Origin of the sequence: Paenarthrobacter sp. TYUT067 (assembly GCF_023656375.1) — a bacterium.
In the GTDB taxonomy this organism is placed as follows: domain Bacteria; phylum Actinomycetota; class Actinomycetes; order Actinomycetales; family Micrococcaceae; genus Arthrobacter.
Map to the genome: position 1 here is coordinate 84,736 of NZ_JAMOIT010000004.1, position 24,238 is coordinate 108,973.

A 24,238-nucleotide genomic window follows, 5' to 3' on the forward strand; every position below is an offset into this window, starting at 1 on the left:
GCTCACGTCTTCGGTAGTCACAGGTGCTTCACGCCCTCACTCTTGGTGTAGTACGTTGCGTGGCGGTAATCCTTGCCCTGCGGAGATTCGAAGAACGAACCCTTGGAGTCGGGATCGCTGGAGGAAATCGCCTCGGCCGGGACAACCCAAATGGAGACACCTTCATTGCGGCGGGTGTAGAGGTCCCGGGCATTCCGGAGGGCCATGGCCGCATCCGGTGCGTGCAAGGAACCGGCGTGCACGTGGGACAGGCCGCGGCTGGAGCGCACAAAAACCTCCCAGAGGGACCAGGGAGACTCTTCCTTTGCCCCATGCGAGGCGACGTCCGGGCCTGAGGCTGGTGCCGTCGTCGTGCTTTCAACGTTGGTGGTGGCCGCAACCTTGGGGGCCTCGCGTTTGATTTCGCTGGCGGCGCTGGCCGGTGCTTCCGGGTTACCGTGAGGAGCCATTATGCTGCGTTCTCTTTCTGTGCTTGCTTGCGGGCGTAGGCCACGGCGGCTTCGCGAACCCAGGCACCATTTTCGTGTGCCTCGCGGCGGCGCTCGACGCGCTGCGAGTTGCAGGGACCGCGGCCGGCCAGGACTTCCTTGAACTCGTTCCAGTCCAAAGGTCCGTGCTCCCACTTCTTGGTTTCTTCGTTGAAACGGATGTCCTTATCAGGCAGGGTCAGGCCGAGTACCCGGACCTGCTCCACCATCATGCCCACGAACCGGCTGCGCAGCTCGTCATTGCTGAAGCGCTTGATGTTCCAGGCCATGGATTGCTTGGAGTTAGGTGAATCGTCATCCGGCGGGCCGAACATCATCAGAGATGGTGCGTACCAGCGGTTCACTGCATCCTGGGCCATCTGCTTCTGGGCAGGTGTGCCGTTGGAGAGTTCAAGCAGGATTTCGAAACCCTGGCGCTGGTGGAACGACTCTTCCTTGCAGATGCGCACCATTGCGCGACCGTAAGGACCGTACGAGGCACGGCACAAGGGCACCTGGTTGCAGATGGCAGCGCCATCAACAAGCCAACCGATGGCTCCCATGTCTGCCCAGGAAATCGTGGGGTAGTTGAAGATGGACGAGTACCGGGCCTTACCGGCGATCAGGTCTTCCATCATCTGGTCCCGGGACTGGCCCAGGGTCTCAGCGGCCGAATAGAGGTACAGGCCATGACCGGCCTCGTCCTGAACTTTGGCCATGAGGATTGACTTGCGCTTCAAGCTCGGCGCCCTGGTGATCCAGTTGGCTTCCGGCTGCATGCCGATGATTTCCGAGTGTGCGTGCTGCGAGATCTGGCGCAGCAAAGTCTTGCGGTAAGCCGCCGGCATCCAGTCGCGCGGTTCAATGCGCGAGTCCTCCGAAATGATGCGATCAAAATACGCCTGACCGGCCGCCTCCCGCTCCTGCTCTTCCGGGGACAGCTCAGCGGGCACTGACTGCAGATTCTGCGATGCCATGGTTGCTCCTAATAAATTACCGACCGTTCGTTCAGAATATGCGGAGCGGGTGATTTCAGTCAAGCGTTCGTTCCCGCGTTTGGACTTGACTCAGCGGCTCCGCGTTGTTGACAAGATCCGCGCTGCCCGCCGTGTTAACTTGGGGTGGGACCTCAGTTGTCCCCCATCAACGCTAGAAAAGAGCCTTACGTGGAATCGCCCCAGCCGTTCAGGATTCTCACCGTCTGCACAGGGAACATCTGCCGCTCCCCCGTGGCCGAACGGTTGCTGCAAACGGGGCTCAACCAGGTAAGCCCCGGCTCCTTTGAGGTTCGCAGTGCCGGAACGCGGGCCATGGTGGGAGAACCCATCCAGCCGCTCTCAGCCCAAATCATCAGCACATTCCGCGGCAGCCCGGACGACTTCGCAGCCAGGCAACTGACCCCCCGGATCCTCAAGGAAACCGATCTGGTGCTGGCCATGACATCCAAGCACCGCGGCGAGGTCCTTCAGCTGGATGCGTCCCTGTTGAAGCGCACCTTCACCGTCCGCGAATTTGCCCGCATGCTGGCTGTGCTGGAGAACCGTGGCGATACTCCCCCGGCCGAAGACATCACGGACTTTTGGCGCGCACTTCCCAGCCGCGCGGCCTCCGTCCGCCACCTCGCGTTGCCCTCCGATCCTGCAGACAACGACGTGGTAGACCCCTACCGACGATCGGAAGAGGTCTACCACCAGATGGAGGATGAGCTGGCCCCGGCCATCCTGGGCATCCTCCGGTTCGCGCGCCTGACGGCGCCGGCCTAGTATTTCCTGATTAGTTGAGCGCAATCACCAGCATCTGACTGGTGCCCGGGATGCAGGTCTGCAGGACCACTGCGGGAAATCCGCCGAAGACTGCTGCCACGTCATTGGTGCTTCCCGGATTGGGTACCTGGCCCCTGCCGGTGGCCGTGAAGGTTCCGTAACCCGGAATGGAGACGGTTTCCCCCACGCTGATGCCGGAGAACCGTCCCCAACCTCCGCAGAAATCGTGCTCCGTGATGAACGTGGCGTAGGCGTTGGTAGGCGTGTAGTGAATCGGCCCGATGCAAGCATCCACCATGGATTGCCCGCCGGCTCCTGCTACGTAGATGGTCCTGACGGCGGGCGCCGGAGCGGGAGCGGGTGCCGGAGCTGGGGCTGCAGCAGCGGGAGCGGCCGCGGCTGGTACCTGGACAGGTGCAGCCTGAGCGGCTGGAGCCGGTGCTGGTGCTGGTGCTGGTGCGACTACCGCCACAGGCGGTCCGGTGAGCTTCAAGACCTGTCCCGGCACGATCACCGAATAGGCGCTGAGGCCGTTGGCAGCCAACATGGCAGTAACATCCACACCGTAGCGGGAAGCTATGGAACCAACCGTGTCCCCCGAAGCAACCGTGTAGAGGTTGGGGTCACCAGCCGGCGCTGCAGGGACGGCCTCCACTATCGGAGCCTCCACAGCAGCCGGAGCCGGCGCTGCAGGTTCCGGCGCCGGGGCTGCGGGTGCAGGAACCGCTGCGGGCACTGCAGCTGCGGGCGGCGCAGCTTCTGCTTCCACGTCCTGGACAGGCAGAGCCGCAGGCGGTTGGGCCCCGTCGCCCTTGGAGAACGGGACCTGGTCCTGCGAAACAGCTTGGTCAACATCACCTGCCGGTTGCGTCGCCCAGTTCACCACGCCGAAAAGCAAGGGAATCAGAGCTAATATCGCGAGCACTGCGCCGGCAATCAACAGCTTGGATTTAGTGGACTGCTGCTGACGAACACCGCCACCGCTCTTGGTTGTGAGGGAAGTTTGAAGATCTAAGTCATTCATATTCATGGGAAACCCCGGAATCCATGGCTCTGGACCGCGCAATGCAGGCCGATCTTGGCCCAAATGAGAAAGCGCAGCTACGTATTGGGAGGAGCACCACCCACAAAGGGCGGGGGTGCAGTCCACCGCTGAGCCGGAGGAACGGAAGTGCAATAACCCTACGAATTTCAATAGTAGGAATGGGCTGTTCCCGGTGCACGAGTAGGAACTACTCGACTTTCCTCCCAAGGGCCGGAACGGTTACTTGGGCATTACGCAGTTTCCGGAAATGGACTACTTGCTCCAACCGGCCCGGAACGTCGTCCAGCAGGCAGTAATCGTTGATTCCCGGGCATGGATCAAACGGATCAGCAATCGGCTCGTCAGCGCTCCGCCGCAGTACGTTGGGCCAAGCCCTCGCTGCTGCTGCCAACACCAAGGAACACATGACGCTCCCCACCCCTGCCCAAAACCGCTCCGCGGGACGACGTTCACACAGTCCAAAGAGTAGGAAGACCGCCAGGAATGTGCTTTTAGGATTCGCGGCGGCAGTGCTTGTTGTTGGGCTTATTGCCGGGGCCTATGTATTCACGCTGGTACAAACTTTCAACTCAGGCTCTACCAAGATTGAGAATGCCTTTCCTGAAGAGTCCACCCGGCCGCAGAAAGCCGACGGCAACACGGCAATGAACATTCTTGTGATGGGCAGTGATACACGCGGTTCTGACGTGGACGTTGAAACCAATGCCGCCACTAACCAGCGCGCCGACACTCTGATGTTGGTCCACCTTCCCGCCGACCGAAAAAAAGCCTATGCAATATCCCTGATGCGGGATCTGTGGATAGATATTCCCGGAAAAGGCGAATCAAAGATCAACGCCGCCCTCGCCTACGGTGGTGTCCCCCTGATGGTTCAAACTGTGGAGACGCTTTTTGATCAACGCATCGACCACGTAGCCATGATCGATTTCGAGGGCTTCAAGGGCCTCACCGATGCTCTTGGCGGCGTGGAGGTGGACGTGAAGATTCCGTTTGCGCCAAGCTCAGGACCCATGGCCGGACAGGCCTATAAGGCTGGCAAGCAGACCTTTGATGGAGATGAAGCCCTCGCCTTTGTCCGTGAGCGATTGGCGTTCAGTGACGGCGACTACCAACGTGTGCGAAACCAACAGGGATACCTCAAGTCCGTGATGGGCAAAATCATTGCCCGCGAAACACTGACCAATCCGGTGACCATCAGCAACATGGTCACGGCGGTGTCCCCGTTCGTGAGCGTGGATAAGAACCTTGATGCTGCTGCGATCGGCAGTCTCTCCCTGTCCATGAAGGATGTCCGGGCCCAGGACATAGTGATGTTTACCCTTCCCACCCTTGGCACGGGAACCTCAGCGGACGGGCAGTCGATTGTCCTGGCTGACACCACGGCGATCGCGGACATCGCCACCGCACTCTCCAAGGACCAATTGGGCACGTACATCGTGGCGCATACCCTTGATAAAGGACAGTGAGCAAATCGGGCCCTCATCGCTGGGCGCTGGTGAGGGGCTGTGTGATGGTGTGGGCGCTTCCCCACTTGGTGAACGGAAACAGGAATCCGTCCACACGGCCAACAATGTCTGCGCGGCCGGCAGTCTTGACGCAGCTACCCGTTGACCCCGCGGCCCGGCAGGCGGTAACGGAATCCTCGGACCGGGAGCGGTGGTCGCCCAAGAGCAGGTACTGATCCTCGCCAAGAAGGATGGGCCCGAAGCAGCGCGTCGACCTCACCGTCGTCGAACAGTCCGTGCTGCCGGTAATGAACGCGAGATCCTCGAAAACGTAGGGTTCCGCAACGGCCCCACCATTGACTGTGACGTGTCCGCCGACGTCACAGCATTCCACAGCATCGCCGGGCAAACCGACCACCCGCTTGGCCAGGTATTCGGTGTTGGCGGGGCCGATTCCGGTCACCTCACCAAACCAGCCAACTCCTGTGCGCAGGGTGCCGCGTTGGGGCGCTGGCCCCCATCCCGCCGGTTTCCTGAAAACAACGACGTCGCCGCGTTTGGGTTCCGAGCCGGTGTAAGCGGTGCGGTTGACCAGCACCCGGTCACCGACGTTGAGTGTCTGTTCCATGGAGCCCGACGGCACCGAGTAGACCTTCACAAGGAATCCCTGAACCAGCGACACCGCCATCAGTGCGAGCAGGACGTGAATCCATGGCGAGCGGAGCAGCGTACGGGCTTTCACCGTCTTGGGAGTCATGTTTGCGGAAAGGATCAGCGTTGAAGGTCTAGAGGATGCCCGCACCGATCGGAACGGAGATGCTACTGGTTGCGATCAGGGTGCGACCCCCAATGACCACGGTCACGGTGACCGGGAATAAGGCCAGCAAACTGACGGATACGCCGGTGCTGGTGCCTGCCAATCCGAAAACAATCGGCAGATTCAGTGTGCCGTTGCTCGCCACCGTAATGGGGACGCTGTTGCTCCACGTGGTGGAGGGAAAGCCGTACTGTCCGATGACCGGCGCGGACTGGTACGTCGTAGTGCGCTGGCCGGCGGTGGTGGCTGTCCCGTTGAAGGAGTACACACCGAATCCGCGAGCCCGGCCAACCGGGATGTTGATGCCGGTAGGGCGGGAAATCGACACTGTCACCAGAGCGTTGTCCGTGACCGCTCCGGGGCCGTTGGTGAGGGTAAGGATGGTGGGGACGGTGACCAATGACTGGGCCGTGAGTGCACTGGTTCCGTCCAGTAGCCGGAGGCTGAGCAGCGATGTGGAGGAAGCTGTGAAGGCAAGGCCCAGGGTGTTCACGGAGGCTACCGCAGCGGGGGCCGCAACGGCGGCAGCAATGACGGGCATGGACCATGCCACGCCCTTAACCACAGCGCGACGGGCATGCGGCTTGGAAACGGTACCTTCGTTGCTCATCGCTCTTCCTTCGCTCATTTTGAGCCGACGTTACGATACCCGGGACGCAGGGCAACAGCTGCTGTAGTAGGAAGGGCTAGGCTGTCCCGCCCACTTCTACCGGATAGTGGACGCGAGCTTCTTGGCTACCACCAGGCCCGCCAAGGCCCCCAAGGTGTTGGCAACGATGTCCGACCAAGCAGTCACCCGCCCAGGTATCAGCAGTTGAACGACTTCGATGGTCCCGGACGATGCAGCAGCGAGAAGGGCAAGCGGCCACCACTTCCACAGCGTTGGTTTCAGCAGCCGGACAAACACCCCAAAAGGGACAAACATGACGATGTTCGCCATGAATTCCACTCCGACGCCCGCCGCCTCCTGTGGAATGCCGAGAACCGAAAGCCAGCCGGCAATGACCCCCACAAAACCTGTGACCGTGCTGGCTTCGCGTGCGGGCAGGAAGACAACAAATGCGAGCGCAACCAGGTAGGCGACGAAAAGGGTCTTTAGCCACCACGTGGCGTACTGCCGTGCAAGCACTTCTGGCCTTTCCTGAGGCTTCCGGCGCCGTCTGGGGTTTGCGGCAGTGAACTACACCAACTATAGGAGTGAACGGACTGCCGCCCTGGTGGCCCAACACGTATGGACTATAACTGTGATCTATCCCTCAACCGGGCTTTTCGGCGTATGCTCTCCTCAGCGCTGGATAAACGCGTTTGTTCGCTTTTGGTGGGGCCACTTTTGAAGGCGGGGGTTCAGTGGCAGGAGTGAAGCACGGGGTTATTCCTACGCGCCCGGCTTTGCGGCACGGTTGGCCGCTCTTCCTGGTGCCTGTTGGGGTCTGTTTGGTTTTACTGGCTTTCGGTCTGGCAAGCGGATCAGGAACCACGACGGCGCAACTCGCCGGCGACCTGGCAATCCTTCTGGCTGCACTCACCGCGCTCTCAACCCATACCCTCGCTGCCCTTGCTGGCCGGAGAAACCCGGACAACAATCCGGGTCGCTGGTTCATCGTGGCCGGCCTGGCCATCTGGAGCGCCGGTCAAACAGTCTGGACCATCAACGGCATCACCCTGAACCACCAGTACCCTTTCCCGTCCTTCGCGGATGTCGGCTTTGTTTGGTACGCGCTGCCCACATCCATCGGATTAGTGCTGCTGCTAAAAGGCCAAGGGCGCCGCATCCCGCTGCGTCGCACCATCCTGGACGCAGGAGTAGTGGCAAGCTCCACGTTCTTCATTGCGTGGAGCTCCGTGCTGGGACCCTTGGCCGGGGCCACCGGCCAGGACGCTTTTGCCCAGGCCACACAGATGGCTTATCCCATCGCAGACGTCTTCATGGTCTCCGTGGTGATCGTCCTGACCATGCGCGCAGCCCGGGGCCGCAGGCTTCCCTGGCTGAGCCTGGGAATTGGCTTCTGGGTCCTCGCCATCACGGATATGGCGTATATGAGTTTCACGCTCCAAGGCGTATCCGGTGTCACGGGATCCCCTTTGGCGTTGGGGTGGGTACTGGCCTTCCTGTTGGTGGCCCTGAGCCCCTTGCTTCCGGAAGCCGGCACCACGCAAAAAGACGGGCGGGTTTACGCCGCAGCCCTTGAGCTGCTTCCCTACCTGCCCGTGTTCAGTGCCGTGTTCTTCTCCCGCAGCCGCCCCATCGGGGAGGACCGCGTCCTGCTGCTCACCGGGCTGGTGGTGATTGTCTTTGTGATGGTGCGGCAGGTGCTGATCGTCGTCGAAAATGTGACGCTGACCCGTGACCTCGAATCGAAAGTGGCCGAACGCACCGCAGAGCTGGAGGGGCTGGGGGCGATCGTGAATTCCTCCGGCGACGCCATCATCGGCGAAACCCCCGACGGCGTGATCACTAGTTGGAACCCCGGTGCCGAGAGGATCTTCGGCTACCCAGCTTCTGAAGCAATCGGACGGAAGGGAGACTTCTTCGTTCCGCAGGAACTGATGGAGAACGAACGCCTCGCCTTGGAAAGCACGGCACAAAGCGGTGAGGTGCAGAACTACGAAAGCCAGAGGCGACGCCTCGACGGCGAAGTCATTCCGGTGTCCGTGACGTTGTCCCCGGTGCGGGGTGAATCCGGCATCCGCGGCGTGGCCACCATCTCCCGCGACATCACCGAACGCAAAGCTGCCGAGAAAGAACTCCTGACAGCCCGCGAGGCAGCGTTGGAGTCCAGCCGCCTCAAGTCCGAGTTCCTGGCCACCATGAGCCACGAAATCCGGACCCCACTGAACGCGGTGATCGGCCTGACCTCGCTCATGATGGACACGCCCCTCAGCGAAGGGCAAAGGCAGTACGCCCAAGGAGTCAAAGGCGCCGGCGAGGTCCTGCTGACCCTGATCAACGACATCCTTGACTTCTCCAAGCTGGAAGCCGGGAAAGTGGACCTGGACATCAACGTCTTCGACCCCCGGGCGCTGGTGGAGGAAGTAGCGGGGCTGGTGGTGGAAGCTGCACAGGGGAAAAACCTGGAGCTCATTTCCTACTGCCACCCGGACGTGCCGGCACGTCTGATGGGCGACGCCGGCCGCATCAGGCAGATTCTGCTGAACCTGTCATCCAATGCCGTCAAGTTCACCCCCACCGGCGAAGTGGAAGTCCAGGTCTCAGTCCTCGCCCAAGACGCGAACAACGCATCACTGCGCTTCGAGGTCAGGGACACCGGCATTGGCATCAGCGCCGAGAATCATCAGAGGCTCTTCGAATCCTTCGCCCAGGCAGACGCTTCCACCACCCGCCGCTACGGAGGAACCGGACTCGGCTTGGCAATCTCCCGGCGCCTCACCGAAGTCATGGGTGGCAAGATCGGACTGGACAGTGAGCCCGGAGTGGGCAGCCGGTTCTGGTTCGACCTTGAACTGCCCCTTGGCCCGGCCTCCTCCGACATGGAAAACCTACCTGCCACGCTGGCCGGCCGCCGGGTGTTGGTGGTGGACGACAACGCCACCAACCGTCTGGTGCTGGAAACACAACTGGCCAGTTGGGGCATGCTTCCCGTCTCCGTTGCCGACGCCGCGTCCGCCCTGGACGAATACCGTGCCGCTGCCCTAACAAGCCACCCGTACGACATCGCGGTGGTGGACATGTGCATGCCCGACACCGATGGGCTCCAACTTGCCCGCAACATCAAGAACGACGCCAACGGCTCCGGCGGCCCGGGAATCATCCTGTTAACCTCCACCATGCAGGTGGAAAGAAGCGACCTCACCTCAGCCGGAATCCGCGAATACCTCACCAAACCCGTCCGCAGCTCTGAGCTCTACAACCGCCTCCTGCGCGTGCTGGCCACCAAGAGCGCTGGTGCGGCTTCACCGCCGGTGCTTGCCGTTGTTGAAACTTCGGATCCCAGGCCCCGCCTCGGGACGCTGTTGGTGGCCGAAGACAACGAAGTAAACCAGTTGGTGGCGCGCGGAATGGCCAACCGCCTCGGCTACGAAGTACATATTGTGGACGACGGCGAGCAAGCCGTGTCCGCGGCACTGTCCGGCAAGTACGCAGCGGTCCTCATGGACTGCCACATGCCGGTCATGGACGGCTTCGACGCGACCCGGGCCATCCGTGCGCGCAACGGCCACGCCGCCAGAATCCCCATCATCGCCATGACGGCCGGCGCCCTGGACGAGGACCGCGAGCGCTGCTTCGCTGCTGGCATGGATGACTACATCAGCAAGCCCGTGGATCTGGCCAAGCTCTCTGAGGTCCTCTCGCGCTGGGTACCGCAACAAGAGCAAGAGTCGACGGCGGCTGGCGGGCTGGACGCTGTTGCGGCGCCGGACGCCGTGGTGGACGCTGTTGCGGCGCCGGACGCCGTGGTGGAGGCCGCGCAGCAGCCGGACGCCGTGCTGGAGGCCGCGCAGCAGCCGGCGGAAGCACCGGCGTCGGGCTCTGTTGTCCTTGACCTGGCGCGACTGGAGATCCTCCGCGAGCTCGGGCCCGCCGACGGTTTGGGTTTGTTGCCTGAAGCCGTGAAGGCTTTCCGGCAGGATTCCCAAGGAGCTTTGGACACCCTGCGATGGGCGCTGGACACCGGGCACGCCGCAAGGGTGGAGGCCGCAGCGCACAAGATTGCCGGTGCGTCCGCCAATATAGGAGCAGCCGGTGCCGCCGGCCTGTGCAAGGAACTGGAACGGCTGGGCCACGTTGCGGGACCAGACCTTGGAGCCAGCGGATTGCCAATACTGGACCAATTGCGCGCCGAACTCACGCGCGTGGACGAAGCACTGGAACGAACACTAACGGGGGCACACGTGCGGGAAGCACCACTGCGGGAAACGTCATGAAAATCCTCATCGCTGACGACGACCAGATCTCCAGGATGATCACCAAAGCCGCCGTGGAACAGTCCGGCCATGAGTGCATCGTGGCCGTGGACGGCGACTCGGCCTGGGAACTCTACAAGGAACACAGCCCCGAAGCTGTGGTGACAGACCTCATGATGCCCGGCCTCAACGGGCTGGATCTTTGCCGCGCCATCCGTGCGGCCGAGGCCGACAGCTACACCTACGTGATCCTGGTGACCTCCCACGGTTCACGGAAAGACGTTCTGGCCGGAATGGAAGCCGGAGCTGACGACTACGTCACCAAACCACTGGATCCGTTCAGCCTTCACATCCGTCTCCTTGCGGCCCACCGCATTACCTCCTTGCACGCGGACCTTGCCCGGTACCGTTCGGCGCTGACAGAGCAGGCACGGACCGATCCCCTCACCAAACTGCACAACCGCCTGAAGCTGGCCGAAGACCTCGGCACGCTGCACGGCGGGGGCAACAAGGATCACGACTATTGCCTGGCCATGGTGGATGTGGACAATTTCAAAAGCTACAACGACATCTACGGCCATCAGGCGGGCGACGCCGCACTGATTGCCATTGCGTCGACGCTGGCCGGCGCGGTACGAAAGTCCGATGCCGTCTACAGGTTTGGCGGCGAGGAATTTCTCCTTGTCCTGCGCGATCAGCATGTGGACGGCGCAAGGACTGTCATGGAGCGTGTCCGGTCCGCAGTGCAGGACTTGAGGATTGAACATTCCGGCGATCCCGACGGCGTCCTGACCATCAGCGCTGGAATCTCCGCCTTTACCGCCGGTCACCGGGCAGGAACCGAACAACTCCTGCGTGAAGCTGACCTGGCGCTCTACGCGGCAAAGGCCTCCGGCCGGAACCGGGTGTCCTTGGCTGGTGCCCTCCGCTCAGAATGACCGCGCCCTAGGCCCGCCACGGCCGGGCACAAAGTATGTTTCCGGTTTCAGTGGGATCACTCCGCCGGGAAACAGTGCATCTACCTGTGTGGGGTATTGCCTGATGCGCCCGGGTTTTGCGTCAAGGCCCTCGTCCCAGGTCCACGGAACGAATCCCATAGCGGACAAGTACCGTTCATCCGGGCCGGCCGTCAGATCGTAGGGAAAGTCTGAATACATCACCATGTTCTCAGGGTGTCCTTTGCCTACCTCGCGAGTGATGAGGTGGTCCACGTGCTTCCCCACACCCGCCGGGCAAAACAACAGCTCGGCTTGGGTTTGCGCCATGAGAACTGCGACGTCGGTGCGGAGCTGGCGGATGAGTGTCCGATCCCCTTTGGCGACCCTTCCGTGCGCGATATCAAACCTGTAGGTGGGGTACCGGTGCGTCAGCTCCGGGAGCAGCCGGTCCCATGCGCTGCTCCCCATCGCTAGTGGCTTGCGTCGGCGTCGGAACAGTGCGTCCACCTCCCCCAAATGTATGGATTGCACTCCCATGTCCTCCAAGACGGCGCGGTCCTCGGACTGTCTCGCCTGGAACAGTTCCCCGGCGTCCGGAACGGTGCATTGGCGCATGAAGGACCGTGCTGCGCGCGTAAGCGGTGCCGGTGTTGCCTCGGTGAAGATCGTGGCCACGATAATCTCGCGTCCTCGGGCCTGTGCTTCAATCAGCGCACCGCATGACAACACAGCATCATCAAGGTGGGGTGACAAAAACAGCCACGGCGCGTCGCCCGCCATGGAACGTTCAACTCGTGTCGGGAACGGCATTCAGGACCTTTCAACGTGGCGGACAGGCTGCTGCCGGGTTGGAAGTCCATTGAGGTCGGCAAGCGCGCTGTGGTAGGTCCGCGCCTGCATCCCGGCGAGCGCATCCCAGTTGTAACCGGCGGCAAATTTTCGTCCCTGCTCAGCCACGTGCGCCAACCCTGCCTGTGAATAGCGGCGGGCAATCTCTTCTCCGAAGGCCTTAACATCGAACGCTTCCACGATCCACCCCGTGCCTGGCGGGACGATCTCCTTGAGGCAGGGAATATCAAAGGCGATCACCGGAGTGCCTGCCGCAAGGGCATCGATGGCCACCAGTCCAAAGGTCTCGTGCCGGGACGGAACAACCAACAAACGGGCGTGGCTGAGAGCTTGAAACTTCTTGTCGCCGGACAGCCATCCGAGCATCCGCACGCGATCGGAGAGGCCCGCTTGCTGAATGGACGTGCGCAACCGTTCTTCGTCCGGGCCCGTACCGGCAATCAGCAAGTTACCCTCCACCTGCTCGCAGGCGATAGCCCAGGCTTCCAGAAGGAGGTCCAGGCCCTTGTGCCCGTACTCCAAGCGCCCCAGAAAGAGGACGTCTTCTCCCAGGTGCGGCTGAGTGTTCCATATACCTGGGTCCACGCCGTTTCCGATCACATCCACCCGCACGTCCGGGTTCAGTTGTTTGAGCCGGGCTGCGATGCCCTGGGACACGGAGATGAGCCTGCGGTATTTCCGGACGCCCAGCCGCTCTATCCAGTGCAGAGGTAGCTTGTACTGCCGCGCCTTGTCCCTCGCGTGAAGCCATTGGACAACGCCGATGGTGGGGCGTTTGGTCCAGAGGGGTGCGGCCATGGTGGAAAAGGGCGCAAAGAAATCCTCCACCACCAGCTCGGCAGCCGGACGGCGTTTCCGTACCTCCAACGGCAGCCGGACAACATAGGCAACCAACCTGGTCAAACGGTTCTTTCCCGATCCGATGCCGATGGGGACATAATGCACGCCGTCCTCCACACGCTCCTGCCAGCCGGGATACCGGGTGGTCAGGACAGTGATGCGGAAGCCCTGTGCCGCCAGGCGGCGATTGATTTCGTGGGTCCTCACAGACCCTCCCCCTGCCCCGGGCATGCGGGGATCCTCGAAGCCCAGATGCAAAACTTTCATCGCTATTTTTCCGTCCCGAATTCTTTCGAAGGCTCGCCGATGCCATCCGCAGCTGCCACATCAAGGGCTGCGGGATCCACCAACCAGATAGTGGTTTCCCCATTGGTGGGGCCAGCCGTTGTGACCATGGGCGTCGCATGCTCCTTCAGCCAGGCCAGCATGGTGGGGTTTGCATAGCCGTAACCCTGGCTGGTGGGCTTGGACTGGGTGAGGATGTAACTCACGCCGTTCTGTTTCATCAATGGTGCGGAGGGCCATATCCCGAACCGGGAATCATGCATATACGCAAAGTGACCGGTGCTGTTGGTAACACTGATCCTGGCGTCGGCAGGAAGGTTGGTCTGGATCCAATCATTTGCCCGGACGAAGCCGTTATCCAGGGTTAGTGCCGTGCGAAGCCCCAAGAGCACGGTCAGCACGACGTAGCAGACACTGATAACGGCCAGGGTTCGACGGGTTTTGGGGTACCTCTCCCGGATTTCCACCACCACCAGCACTGAACAAATGGCTCCGGCCACCATGACGCCGTAACCGTACTGTTCCTCAAAAGTGCCGAACACTGCGCTGTATACGCCCGCTGCACCGAGAGCCGCGCCGGCCAACCCCATGAGACGGCGGCCGGGGTGGTGGCTGAAGCACAAGAGCAAACCCACCACCGGGCAAAGACCCAACAAGAAATAGCTGGTCCCAAAATGCCCGCTCTGTTCGATGAGCCTGGACACGATGCTCGGCGAGCCCTCGGAAGTGAACCCGGTGGTCTTCTCCACGCCGGACATGCGCACCAGACCATTGCTCTTGGCCCACACCCAGCTTGGAAAGTGCCCGTGTGCGGCCACCACCACCAGATATGCCACGTAAGGCAGAAAGCCAAAGCCCGTGACCATCAGACCCTTCCGCCAAGGGAACGACTTCTTCCACACCATTGCCGCAACCACCGGCGCCACCGTGCAGATCAAAAAGAAGTCCTTGCAAAGGATGGAATACCCCAGCAAGAGCCCAGCCGTTGCGAGCCTGAGGAAGGAAAACGGTTTGTGCTGCGAACCCCGGGGTGAGACCAGGAGCAACAGCCCAGCCAGTCCCGGCACCATGGCCGTGGTTTCAAGGAATGCATGGCTGTTGTTCCGCAAAATAAACGGCTCGAACGCCAGCAGCACCGCCGTGAGCCAGGCGGCGGTAGGAGTTGCCAGTTTCCGGACCAGCAGGAAGCCAAGACCCACTGTTACAGCACCCATCACCGCATTGAGCCAACGTAACTGAAGCGTCACCTCAATGATCTGGCCGGTAATCCCAAAAATCTTCACCACCCCGGCTTCAAGGAGGAAGTACCCGGGCGGGTGGAGGAAGAAAGGCCCGTCCGGCAAAGTGGGGAACTCTCCGGCGGCCACGGACTCACCGAGCCGGACGTACAACATCTCGTCCACCCACAGCTCGAAGCCGTGCTCGAGTCCCAAGGCACGGACGCCGAACGCCACAACAACCACAGCGATGAATGCTGTCAGGTTGCTGGAACGCCCCCGGCGCCTCCACCCGCGCACAGGGCCAGGGGACAGCGGTTGAGGCTTGGCCCGGCGGCCTGAAGCCTTGCTGCGCCTGCCAACCTGACGCCGTCGGGAAATCCTTAAGTCATTCCTGTGCGGCAAAATGCCGCGCTGGTAGGCAAGAACGGTGATGCCACTGATGGCGGCGACAGCAAACCAGACCAGGGGCTGCACCTTCCCGATCAACGCCAGGATCACGATCAGGACGCCGGCCAGGACCAGGAACGTGGCGGCACCACGTCCGGGGCGGGCCGCAACCAGGACAGGACGCGCCAGGACTGCGAGGACCACGCCAGCCATCGCCGCCCCAACAGCCGAGCCAACGGCCATGCCCGTGACAGCGTTCAACTGCCAACCAATCCACAGCCCGCCAATCACCAGGGCACAGGCACACGCCAGACCTATTTGGCAGCGACGGTAAGCGCGCATGGCAAGGAGGATGGTGGAAAGCACCATCAGGACGGCGTAGCCGAGGCCGGAAGCCGCCAGCCATGGCAGGAGGTGGAGCGATCCGTGGTACTTCAGCGGAACAATCAGCCCGGACATCATGGGCGGAGCAGTAGCGATGATGGCGAAGGCCACCACCGCAAGCTGCCCGAAGGAGGCAAAGGAAGCACCAAGCACCTCGCCAGGCTTCACGCCGGGGGCGCGCAAAAGCGGGAATGCTACCAATGCCGTGCCCGCGGCCACATAGACGGGGCCCTTGGCGATGGTGGCGAGCGCTTGGAATCCGGCCGCGTCAACAGAGCCGTTATCCAGGAAGCCGACCACCACCACATCCACACCCACCAGCACGGACACCACACACAGGACCGACGCGATATCACTGGTTTCAGCCCATCGCCACTTCTGAAGCAACACCCGGGGACGCCAGCGGAGATCCTGATAGAAGCCCCACGGCACCACCAACGGTGCCAGGCAACCCACCACAAAGCCGAGGACCGCTCCCCCTGCGCCCCATGCCATCACAATGACCAGCAGGCTGAAGAGCAACCGCAGGACCACCTCGCCCATGGTGGACACGGCGTACCACGTGAAGCGCAGCTCCCCCTGAAGCCAACCGGCGGGCGCGTTCACCACGAAAATGGCAAAAGCGGCGAGAGCCACCGCAGCAGCCAGCTCCGGCGTAGCAATAGCTAGCGTCACGCTGCCTGTGATGGTGGCGGCGACCAGTCCGGCCAGGCAGGACACGAACACCGAGAAGGCCACGCCGTCCTGCCGCTCCCGGGACCCCTGCCGGTGTACGGCCACCACATGTGACAGAGGCAGCGGCACCAGCGCGTTGGCAACGATTCCCACCACGCCAAGGATCATGGCGGCGGCCGCAAATTGTGTGTAGTCCGCTGTCCCCAGCATGTTGGCCATGAGCAGGGAACACGCATAGCTCACCACTCCCACGAGGCCGGCTGACACAGCAAGGAAGCCACCGTTTTGGGCTATGTTGACGTCCTGATGCGGAGTCCCCTTCCTACCTTCCGCCCTGGGTCTCAAGCTCACTATCGGGGTCATTGTCTGATCGGATACAACCACTGATCAGTTACCGTTGCCGACCATCGAGGGCATCGGCCGGGGCGAAGACACTCCCTGGCCCGGCAAGCAGGGTACCGTGTCCCGCGGAGTGGATCTCCGCGGAAACCACCCCGAGCCGTTTCATCGCAGCGGAGGCCTCGAATTCATCGCGGCCTTTCATGATGATGGATACGTTGCCGTCAGCCACTGCATACTCATCCGTCGGCCTAAGTGCTGCGGCGAAATGGGCATCGCCGAATTCCTCAAGCTGAACCGGTAATTCGAACTGAACCAGAGTGGAAAGATCCGAGTGGCGGGCAAGGAGGTCTCCGCCGTCCCGCTGCATCATGATTTCCTCCAACAGCACCCCGGTGAGCAGCTTGGTGCTGCGATCCCATGTAAAGCAACGAGCCCATTCACGGCACTCACCGGAGACGATGATGGCGGCCTCCGGCGCAGCCAACTCGGTCATTGCATCAACTATGGCGGCGCCAAAATCCTTGGGATGGTCCACCAGCCATCCGGTACGGCCATCCACCACGGAATCCCTGATACCCGGAACCCTCAAAGCCAAACAGGGCACTCCCCAGGCTGCTGCTTCAATCACCGAGCAACCCCAGCCTTCGGAAGCGGACGTGGAAGCCGTCATCCAGGAGCGGCTCAGCAAAGCATCACGGACGTCGTCGGATTGGTATCCGTGGAAGGTGACGGCGTGGACCAGGCCGAGATCCATAGCCAGTTGCTGCAGCCGTGCCCGCTCCGGCCCGTCACCGACGATGTCCATGCGCAGGTGCGGAAGCTTCCGCGCCGCAACAGCAAACTGGCCCAGCAGGAGGTCCAACCGTTTGTGGGGCACCAAGCGGCTCACGACGGCGATGGTGGGCTCAGCGGCCCGCGTGGAAACAGCCGGCGGGATATCGATGGTTCCGTTCGGCACCACATGGATGGGGGCCGAGAATCCGAGCTTCCGCAATTCCATGCGCGTGGAAGGGGATACTGCCACCATGGCTCGCTGCCCATAGACCGTCTTGGCGCCGGTGCTTTCGAGAAAGCGGCCCACGGCGGCCATGGGCGGAGAAAACCGGGTGCGGAACTGATCCTGGTGAACGTGGTGGACCAGCTGGACGATCGGGATGTCTCTGCGCAGGAACAACGGAGAGAAGAACGGGATTCCGTTTTGGCAATCCACCACAGCATCGAACCGTCCGTTGGTGCGCAGGAGCCTCAGTGCTGCCTGTCCATAAAGGGAGAGCGCTCCGCCGCCGCGCAGAACGCGAATGCCGTCAATGATCTCCTCGGCCGCCTGACCGGCATCGCGCCCCGTAAACCACGTGACACGAACTCCGCTGTTCACCCATCGGCGTGAGATTTCATGCATGTACTGCTCGGCACCGCCGGCCTGGGAGTGCATGACGTCGCGCCAATTCAGAACCAACACGTGCTTTCCAGCGAGCATGGTGGGTGAATTCATGTCATTTGGGGAGTCCGTCATGATGCTGCTTTCTGAAGTTGGATCACCGAGGCAAAGCTGGCAACTCCGTCCTGGAAGGGGCGGAACGTGGACTCTGCCCCATCGGTCCATGCCACGGGCAGTTCCACAATGCCGGCGTCGTTGTCCTGAAGCCTGAGGAGCAGTTCAACATCGAAGGCAAATCCGGTACTGCGGCACTGCACCATGGCAGCCGTGAGCGCGTCACGTTCAAAAAACTTGAACCCGCACTGGGTGTCCTGGATGCCTTTGACCTTTGACTTGGTCAGTGCCCGGAAAGCCGTGCCACCCATTCGGCGCCCAAGGTGTTGAGGCACAACAAGGGTGGAACCCGGGGCGTAGCGGGAGGCGATCACCGCCGCCGCGCCGCCGGCAAGGTAAGACATGGCCAATGTGAGCGTTTCCAAAGGAGTGGCGAGGTCGGCGTCAAAGAAACCCGTGTACTTGGACGTCCCGCTCAGGAGACCGCGCCGCACAGCCGCCCCCTTTCCGCGACGGGAGCAGCCCACCAGCGAGATAGGCACAGAGTCTCCCTTCTCCCGGGAGATCCGGCGGACAACCGCAGCGGTGTCGTCCACACTGCCGTTATCAACCACCACAACGCGCGAAGACCATGGCTGAACTGCCAGGAAATCCACGGTTTGAGTCAGGGTGCCGGAGATCCTTGAGGCCTCGTTGTAAGCCGGGATAATGACTTCGAGATCTACGTAGGAGCGACGCAAAGAGTCTGGATGCCGCGTTGCCTGAAAACTTTCCCTCCTGCCGATCTGAACACTATGCGCGTGAAGCGGAACCATTTGAATCTCCAATATCCGGGAACGGGGCGTAAATCGTGCTCGCACTATGGAGTGTTGCCACCAGGCAAGTCATGACGCTGGTCCGGCGCGTTGTGCTCCAAGTCATGGGCCACTCTCACAATTCGCCCGCACCCCGGCCGCTCTGAGCGAAATTGCTGGTTCTGTGTCAGAGCCCGTCTATAGAGTGGCCACATGAGCCACACTTCTTCCGTCCCTGCCGCTGCCAAGGAAACTACACTCCAGCCTCCTGTCGCCCAGCAGATCCCCACCCGCCGCGAACATCACGGCGATGTCTTCGTGGACAACTATGAGTGGCTCAGGGACAAGGAATCAGCCGAGGTTGTTGACCACCTCAAAGCAGAGAACGCCTACCAGGAAGCGGTCACGGCGCACCAGGAGCCACTGCGTGAGGCCATGTTCCAGGAGATCAAGGGCCGGACCCAGGAAACGGATCTTTCCGTACCCAGCCGCAAGGATGGCTGGTGGTACTACAGCCGTTCGGTGGAGGGCAAGGAGTACAGCATCCAGTGCCGTGTCCTGGCCAACAACACCGGCGATCCTGTGGCGGACTGGACTCCCCCGGCAGTTGACGCAGGCGTCGCGCTTCCCGGTGAGGAGGTACTCCTGGACGGCAATATCGAGGCAGAAGGCCAGCCGTTCTTCAGCGTCGGCGGTGCCGCCGTGACCGTCGATGGCAACCTGTACGCCTACGCGGTGGACAACTCCGGAGACGAACGCTTCACCTTGCGGATCAAGGATCTGCGCACTGGCGAGCTCCTCCCGGACATCATCGAGGACATCTTCTACGGGGTTGCTTTCTCCCCGGACGGAACCCGCCTTTTCTACACCGTCGTGGATGATTCGTGGCGCCCCTACCAGGTGAAAGCACACCGTCTGGGTACGCCTGTGGCCGAGGATGAAGTCATCTATCAGGAGGACGACGTCGCCATGTGGCTCGGCTTCGACCTCTCCTCCGAACGCCGGCACTTGGTGCTGAGCGTCGGCTGCTCCGAGTTCAGCGAAACGCGGCTGCTCCGCTTCGAGGACTACGACGCCGGACTCACCACCGTCATCTCCCGCGACCACAAGGTTCTCTACGAGGCTGAGCCCTTCCTGCTGGACGGCAAGGAAACACTGCTCCTCACCCACAACAAAGACGCCATCAACTCGATGGTGAGCCTGGTGGACCCTGCCAACCTCACCAAGCCGCTGGCTGAGCAGGACTGGCGCACCGTCGTCGAGCACTCCGACGCCGTTCGTGTCAACGGCGCGGGAGTGACGTCCACGCACCTGGTGTTGTCCGTCCGCAAGGACACCATTGAGCGCGTGCAGGTGATCCCGCTGGCAGGCTTGGGCACGGCGGCTCAGGGGACGCCCGTGGAGCCTGCCTTCGATGAGGAGCTCTACACTGCAGGTGTTGCCGGCTCTGATTACGAAGCCCCGGTGATCCGCATGGGTTATACCTCGTACTTCACGCCGTCCCGCGTCTACGACTTCGTCCTGCCTACAGCCGAACAGCCCCGTGGCGAGTTGCTGCTCCGCAAGGAAAGCCCTGTGTTGGGTGGCTACTCGGCAGCGGATTACGTCGCCACCCGCGAATGGGCAACGGCCGACGACGGCACCCAGGTCCCGCTGTCAGTGCTTCGTCATGCTTCGGTCAAGCAGGATGGCACCGCCGCTGGTTTGGTATACGGCTACGGCTCGTACGAAATGAGCATGGATCCCGGCTTCGGCGTGGCCCGCTTGTCCCTTCTGGACCGCGGAATCGTCATGGTTATTGCCCACATCCGCGGGGGCGGTGAACTGGGACGCACATGGTATGAGGATGGCAAGAAGTTCACCAAGAAGAACACGTTCACCGACTTCATTGCGGCCACGGACTGGCTGGCAGGCTCCGGCTGGGTTGATCCTTCGCGTATTGCTGCAATGGGTGGATCCGCCGGCGGACTGCTCATGGGTGCGGTGGCCAACATGGCGCCGGAGAAGTACGCTGCCGTGGTGGCGCAGGTACCGTTCGTGGACGCTCTGACCACCATCCTGGACCCTGAGCTTCCGCTGTCAGCCTTGGAGTGGGAGGAATGGGGCAACCCCATCACGGACCCCGAGGCCTACGCGTACATGAAGTCCTACACTCCGTACGAGAATGTGAAGGCTGCGGCCTACCCCAAGATCGCTGCCGTGACGTCCTTCAACGACACCAGGGTGCTGTACGTTGAACCGGCCAAGTGGGTCCAGGCACTGCGCTCCGCATCCACCGGTTCCGAGCCGATCGTCATGAAGATCGAAATGGATGGTGGCCACGGCGGCGCATCGGGCCGGTACGTTCAGTGGCGCGAGCGGGCTTGGGATTACGCGTTCATCGCCGATTCCCTCGGTGCCACAGAGCTGCTCCCCGGGGCCGGACTCAAGTAAGAGTTTTAGTACAGCTGATGCCCTCATGAAGCCTGTCCGGGGGCATCAGCTGCGCTAACCTCAGCTTTGGTGCGCCCTGAGCAGTGCGTAGTAGCCAGGGATGAGATCCGGAGACGTTGGGTTGCTCAACGGGCGTGTCTCGATGCTCGCTGAACCGTCCCGCACGAGGTTCCAATCCGCCGTCGGGAAGGCCTTTGCCCGTTGCGTAGCACCGAAGCGGCCAGGCATAGGCAGTCCCCGGATGGCTCCCTCAAGCGGAGCCGGAATGAATTTCCGTGTGGCCCCGAGGTGGCTGACATAGTCCACGGGGGTGCCCGGGAAGTTGGTCTCGGCCAGGAAAACGCCACCGCGGGCCCCGACGACGGGCAGCAGGTTTGCGGCCAAAGCGGCTTGGCCATTGCGGTCCAGTACGTGCAGAACACCTCGGATGAACACGTTTGCGTTTCCCGTCCAGCCCGCAGCTTCAAGGGCCTTTCCCACCGTCTGCGCAGCGTCAGGTGCCGTCATGTCGCACACGGCGAACGACGCCGTCGTGATTCCTGCTGCTTCCTGCCGTGCGCGGTCCACTGCGTTGGCGGAGTAGTCGAGCCCCAATGCGTGCGGGAAATGCTGGGCCAGTAGCCGGGTGAAACTGCCGTTCCCGCACCCAACATCCACTATGGGGATCGTAGGATCCAACAGCTGCAGGTGGGGAAGATAGCTGTTCAATTCATGAGCGCTTCCCGAGTCCCACAGGACATCGCCGGCGGCACCGGTGGAACGGATTCTGCCCCAATACTGGTCCCAGGCCGTGAGCGGATCCTTGGGGGCGGCCGAGGAAAGCCTGATGAGCCGGGGTATCAGCAGGTACTTTCGGAGAGCGGAGATCATGCTCCAAATATATGGGGCGCTACGCCTCCACCAGCCACTCCAACGCTTCTGTTTCGGACGTGAAGAACTTGGTAGGGCATGGCGGCTTCATGATGCCCAGGAAGAAATTGGCAATAACCCTGTCCACCGGGGATGAACCCCAGAGAGCGATCCGGGACGCCTGGCAGGGTTTGGCAAAAACTGATCGGGCACCCCTGGTGACATCGTCCGTTGTTGCCATGTCAACAATCATGGGGTGCCTGTCCGTTCCGCAGAGTTCGTTGACCTTGTCCATGGCCCTCTGCGCGTCCCGTTCCTGGATCCGGGCGCCACGCGGCCATGTCAGGCGCAGTATCCCTGGCTGTTCGAGCTCCAATTCGAACATCACTTCCTGGTGGTCTTGCGGTGTAGCTGGGTGGTCCACAATTCTCCTCGCAAATTCAAGGCAGCTGCAGGGAAACCCGGAATGGATCGCCCCTCGCTCATTCCCTCAAGGCTGTCTAATCCCGGAGCCAAAGTAAAGGTGTGACCCGCGACTCAAAAGCTCATTTCCGGTTGGGCGGCCGCTGGCCGCGATGCCGCTGATAGTGTGTTGCCAAATCCTGAAATAATGCGCACCAGTGGTGGAACGGAAGGGGCTCAGTGGGCGAGACCGTTGCCGGGGAACAGCATGCCTCGCGTTCGGCAGTCGTAGCGGACTCCAACCATGACCGCATGGCGGCCACTACATCCGCGCTACACGCCGCGGGTTTCCAGGTTTTTTCTGCCAAGGATTCTGCGTCCATGGCCCACCACCTTCAACAGCAACACCCCTCGGTGGTGGTGGCGGAGAACGCTCTCGCTCATGGACTGGGCATCCTTGGAGCTCCCGTGCTGCTCCTTCTTGATGAGCAGGAGTCCGTGGACCTTGAAGAAGTGGAGTCCTGGCGCGTAGCGGACTACGTCATCAACCCCCCGCGTCCAGGGGAACTGGTCCACCGGGTGGAGACCCTGATTGGCCGGGCACGGGAACGCTCACGTTCCCGGGGCGAAGTCGAAGCGCTGCGGGAAAGCCTCCGCAACGTCTCTTCGGCAATCCGGCAGACCAACGATCCGCAACTCATCGCAGAGCACGTGGTTCGAGGATTTGGTGAGGCCTTGGACGTGGACCACGTCTGGTTCGCCACTTTCCGTGATGAACGGGTACCCAGTATCCGGGCACAATGGAACCGGCCCGGTCTGCCGCTCCTGCCCGCCAAGTTAGGCGAGAGCGGGGACATCATCACCCAGACGGCCAACAAGCTATGGTCCGACGCCGATGTCCTGGCTGTGGAGGACCACCGCGAATTCCCCGACTCGGAAATCGCAAAGGCACTGAGGGGATGGTCCGGAGAGCTCAAGCCGGTCTCCACTGTGCTGCTCCCCGTGGGCGAAGGCGCCTCCGCCATGGGAATCATCCTCTTGTCCACGGTGAAGGAGCGGCACGACTGGACCCGCCCGGAAATCGCCTTGATGCAGCACGTCGCCGGAAACGTAGCCCACGGGCTCATCCAAGGCCACCTCATCAGCGCCCAACAGCGCGTCCTGCACCAGCTAAGGCAGCTCGATAAGGCCAAGACTGACTTCCTGGCCACCGTAAACCATGAACTGCGGACGCCCCTGACGTCCATCACCGCCTACTTGGACATGATCCAGGACGGTTCCGGCGGCCCGGTTCCCGACGGCATCAGGAAAATGCTGGAAGTCATTGCCCGGAACTCAAACCGCCTGCGCAGGCTCATTGAGGACATGCTCACCGTCTCCATGCAGGACGGCAGCAACTTGGACCTCAAACCGGTTGATATAGACAAACTCCTCCAAGTGGTGGTGGCAACGCTCCGTCCCCTGGCCGAATCCCGCCACGTTTCCGTGTCCTTCACGGAGGCCGCCGAGGACATTGAGGTCACGGCAGACGAAGCCAAGCTGGAACAGGTGTTCACGAACATCGTGGCCAACGCCATCAAGTTCACCCCCGAGGGCGGCCGCGTTGGCATCACCAGCGCCATGTCCGCGTTCGAGGATGGCGGCCCCGCAGCCCTCGTCCGGATAGCGGACAACGGCCTTGGCATCCCTGAGCACGACCTCCCCCACATCCTGACCAGGTTCTACCGCGCTTCCAACGCCACCTCAGCGGCAGTGCCGGGGAGCGGACTGGGGCTGGCAATCGCCAATGACATCATCAGCCGTCACATGGGACGTATGGCCTTCGACTCCATCCTTGGGTCCGGGACCACGGTGTCGGTGGAGTTGCCGGTGGGCGGGCCGTAGTTGTGAATTGCGAGCCAGCGGCTGTGACATCCGAGTCAACGCGGGGCCCAAAAGATTTGGGCCC

General features: G+C 62.0%; 19 protein-coding genes. 6 read left to right on the top strand and 13 right to left on the bottom strand.

Annotation, left to right across the window (positions count from 1 at the left end; genetic code table 11):
• Positions 1-17: 17 nt before the first annotated feature.
• A complete protein-coding gene (gene paaB / locus MOD31_RS04705; RefSeq protein WP_250819995.1) occupies positions 18-449 on the bottom strand; it encodes a 1,2-phenylacetyl-CoA epoxidase subunit PaaB in 432 nt (143 codons plus the stop codon).
• Positions 449-1,444, bottom strand: coding sequence for a 1,2-phenylacetyl-CoA epoxidase subunit PaaA (gene paaA / locus MOD31_RS04710; RefSeq protein WP_024817856.1), 996 nt, complete (start codon positions 1,442-1,444; stop codon positions 449-451). The genes paaB and paaA overlap by 1 nt, the downstream gene beginning before the upstream one ends.
• Positions 1,445-1,633: 189 nt before the next feature.
• Here paaA and MOD31_RS04715 point away from each other — a divergent pair, with 189 nt between their 5' ends.
• Positions 1,634-2,230: a low molecular weight phosphatase family protein gene (locus MOD31_RS04715; protein WP_142938154.1), complete on the top strand. Its 597-nt coding sequence runs from the start codon at positions 1,634-1,636 to the stop codon at positions 2,228-2,230.
• Between the two features lie 10 nt (positions 2,231-2,240).
• Here MOD31_RS04715 and MOD31_RS04720 read toward each other — a convergent pair whose 3' ends face one another.
• A complete protein-coding gene (locus tag MOD31_RS04720; protein WP_250819996.1) occupies positions 2,241-3,260 on the bottom strand; it encodes a LysM domain-containing protein in 1,020 nt (339 codons plus the stop codon).
• Between the two features lie 419 nt (positions 3,261-3,679).
• Here MOD31_RS04720 and MOD31_RS04725 point away from each other — a divergent pair, with 419 nt between their 5' ends.
• Complete coding sequence (locus MOD31_RS04725) at positions 3,680-4,741, top strand: LCP family protein (protein ID WP_250819997.1); 1,062 nt, start codon at positions 3,680-3,682, stop codon at positions 4,739-4,741.
• Positions 4,742-4,754: 13 nt separating this feature from the next.
• Here the strand turns inward: MOD31_RS04725 and lepB are convergent, their stop codons facing one another.
• The 3 genes from lepB to MOD31_RS04740 form a co-directional block, all read right to left on the bottom strand.
• Positions 4,755-5,477 (bottom strand): signal peptidase I, encoded by a 723-nt coding sequence (gene lepB / locus MOD31_RS04730; protein WP_250819998.1) that lies wholly within the window; start codon positions 5,475-5,477, stop codon positions 4,755-4,757.
• A gap of 28 nt (positions 5,478-5,505) precedes the next feature.
• The gene (locus tag MOD31_RS04735) at positions 5,506-6,147 is read right to left on the bottom strand and encodes a hypothetical protein (protein WP_250819999.1); all 642 of its coding nucleotides are present in this window, start codon (positions 6,145-6,147) and stop codon (positions 5,506-5,508) included.
• Positions 6,148-6,243: 96 nt separating this feature from the next.
• Positions 6,244-6,666, bottom strand: a complete 423-nt coding sequence (locus MOD31_RS04740) for a VanZ family protein (RefSeq protein WP_250820000.1) — start codon at positions 6,664-6,666, stop codon at positions 6,244-6,246.
• A gap of 218 nt (positions 6,667-6,884) precedes the next feature.
• On the opposite strand from MOD31_RS04740, the gene MOD31_RS04745 reads away from it, so the two are divergent.
• Both MOD31_RS04745 and MOD31_RS04750 read left to right on the top strand, forming a co-directional pair.
• The gene (locus tag MOD31_RS04745) at positions 6,885-10,421 is read left to right on the top strand and encodes a response regulator (protein WP_250820001.1); all 3,537 of its coding nucleotides are present in this window, start codon (positions 6,885-6,887) and stop codon (positions 10,419-10,421) included.
• Complete coding sequence (locus tag MOD31_RS04750; RefSeq protein ID WP_142938147.1) at positions 10,418-11,338, top strand: diguanylate cyclase; 921 nt, start codon at positions 10,418-10,420, stop codon at positions 11,336-11,338. The genes MOD31_RS04745 and MOD31_RS04750 overlap by 4 nt, the downstream gene beginning before the upstream one ends.
• Here MOD31_RS04750 and MOD31_RS04755 read toward each other — a convergent pair.
• From MOD31_RS04755 to MOD31_RS04775, 5 genes are read right to left on the bottom strand one after another with little or no spacing between them, the layout of a single operon-like run.
• Positions 11,330-12,148, bottom strand: a complete 819-nt coding sequence (locus MOD31_RS04755) for a PIG-L deacetylase family protein (protein WP_250820002.1) — start codon at positions 12,146-12,148, stop codon at positions 11,330-11,332. The genes MOD31_RS04750 and MOD31_RS04755 overlap by 9 nt on opposite strands.
• On the bottom strand, positions 12,149-13,294 hold the full coding sequence (locus tag MOD31_RS04760) for a glycosyltransferase family 4 protein (RefSeq protein ID WP_250820003.1): 1,146 nt from the start codon (positions 13,292-13,294) through the stop codon (positions 12,149-12,151).
• A gap of 2 nt (positions 13,295-13,296) precedes the next feature.
• Positions 13,297-16,329 (bottom strand): glycosyltransferase family 39 protein, encoded by a 3,033-nt coding sequence (locus tag MOD31_RS04765; RefSeq protein ID WP_250820004.1) that lies wholly within the window; start codon positions 16,327-16,329, stop codon positions 13,297-13,299.
• Between the two features lie 40 nt (positions 16,330-16,369).
• The gene (locus tag MOD31_RS04770) at positions 16,370-17,833 is read right to left on the bottom strand and encodes a glycosyltransferase family 4 protein (RefSeq protein WP_250820005.1); all 1,464 of its coding nucleotides are present in this window, start codon (positions 17,831-17,833) and stop codon (positions 16,370-16,372) included.
• Positions 17,830-18,552 carry a glycosyltransferase gene (locus MOD31_RS04775; protein WP_250820006.1) on the bottom strand — a complete coding sequence of 241 codons (723 nt, stop codon included), beginning with the start codon at positions 18,550-18,552 and terminating at the stop codon, positions 17,830-17,832. The genes MOD31_RS04770 and MOD31_RS04775 overlap by 4 nt, the downstream gene beginning before the upstream one ends.
• 267 nt (positions 18,553-18,819) lie before the next feature.
• On the opposite strand from MOD31_RS04775, the gene MOD31_RS04780 reads away from it, so the two are divergent.
• Complete coding sequence (locus MOD31_RS04780) at positions 18,820-21,039, top strand: S9 family peptidase (protein WP_250820007.1); 2,220 nt, start codon at positions 18,820-18,822, stop codon at positions 21,037-21,039.
• A 60-nt stretch (positions 21,040-21,099) separates the two neighbouring features.
• On the opposite strand, the gene MOD31_RS04785 is transcribed toward MOD31_RS04780, so the two are convergent.
• The gene (locus tag MOD31_RS04785) at positions 21,100-21,909 is read right to left on the bottom strand and encodes a class I SAM-dependent methyltransferase (protein ID WP_223940805.1); all 810 of its coding nucleotides are present in this window, start codon (positions 21,907-21,909) and stop codon (positions 21,100-21,102) included.
• A 19-nt stretch (positions 21,910-21,928) separates the two neighbouring features.
• Positions 21,929-22,312: an STAS/SEC14 domain-containing protein gene (locus MOD31_RS04790; protein ID WP_166841768.1), complete on the bottom strand. Its 384-nt coding sequence runs from the start codon at positions 22,310-22,312 to the stop codon at positions 21,929-21,931.
• Positions 22,313-22,530: 218 nt separating this feature from the next.
• Between MOD31_RS04790 and MOD31_RS04795 the strand changes: the two genes are divergently transcribed.
• Positions 22,531-24,174: an ATP-binding protein gene (locus MOD31_RS04795; protein WP_142938140.1), complete on the top strand. Its 1,644-nt coding sequence runs from the start codon at positions 22,531-22,533 to the stop codon at positions 24,172-24,174.
• The last annotated feature ends 64 nt before the right edge of the window (positions 24,175-24,238 follow it).

Bases quoted from the DNA above. Each gene is read 5' to 3' on its own strand.
- MOD31_RS04735 (WP_250819999.1), bottom strand. From the start codon at position 6,147: ATGAGCAACGAAGGTACCGTTTCCAAGCCGCATGCCCGTCGCGCTGTG.
- MOD31_RS04755 (WP_250820002.1), bottom strand. From the start codon at position 12,148: ATGCCGTTCCCGACACGAGTTGAACGTTCCATGGCGGGCGACGCGCCG.
- MOD31_RS04770 (WP_250820005.1), bottom strand. From the start codon at position 17,833: ATGACGGACTCCCCAAATGACATGAATTCACCCACCATGCTCGCTGGA.
- MOD31_RS04750 (WP_142938147.1), top strand. From the start codon at position 10,418: ATGAAAATCCTCATCGCTGACGACGACCAGATCTCCAGGATGATCACC.
- lepB (WP_250819998.1), bottom strand. From the start codon at position 5,477: ATGACTCCCAAGACGGTGAAAGCCCGTACGCTGCTCCGCTCGCCATGG.
- MOD31_RS04780 (WP_250820007.1), top strand. From the start codon at position 18,820: ATGAGCCACACTTCTTCCGTCCCTGCCGCTGCCAAGGAAACTACACTC.
- paaB (WP_250819995.1), bottom strand. From the start codon at position 449: ATGGCTCCTCACGGTAACCCGGAAGCACCGGCCAGCGCCGCCAGCGAA.
- paaA (WP_024817856.1), bottom strand. From the start codon at position 1,444: ATGGCATCGCAGAATCTGCAGTCAGTGCCCGCTGAGCTGTCCCCGGAA.
- MOD31_RS04725 (WP_250819997.1), top strand. From the start codon at position 3,680: ATGACGCTCCCCACCCCTGCCCAAAACCGCTCCGCGGGACGACGTTCA.
- MOD31_RS04760 (WP_250820003.1), bottom strand. From the start codon at position 13,294: ATGAAAGTTTTGCATCTGGGCTTCGAGGATCCCCGCATGCCCGGGGCA.
- MOD31_RS04720 (WP_250819996.1), bottom strand. From the start codon at position 3,260: ATGAATATGAATGACTTAGATCTTCAAACTTCCCTCACAACCAAGAGC.
- MOD31_RS04785 (WP_223940805.1), bottom strand. From the start codon at position 21,909: ATGATCTCCGCTCTCCGAAAGTACCTGCTGATACCCCGGCTCATCAGG.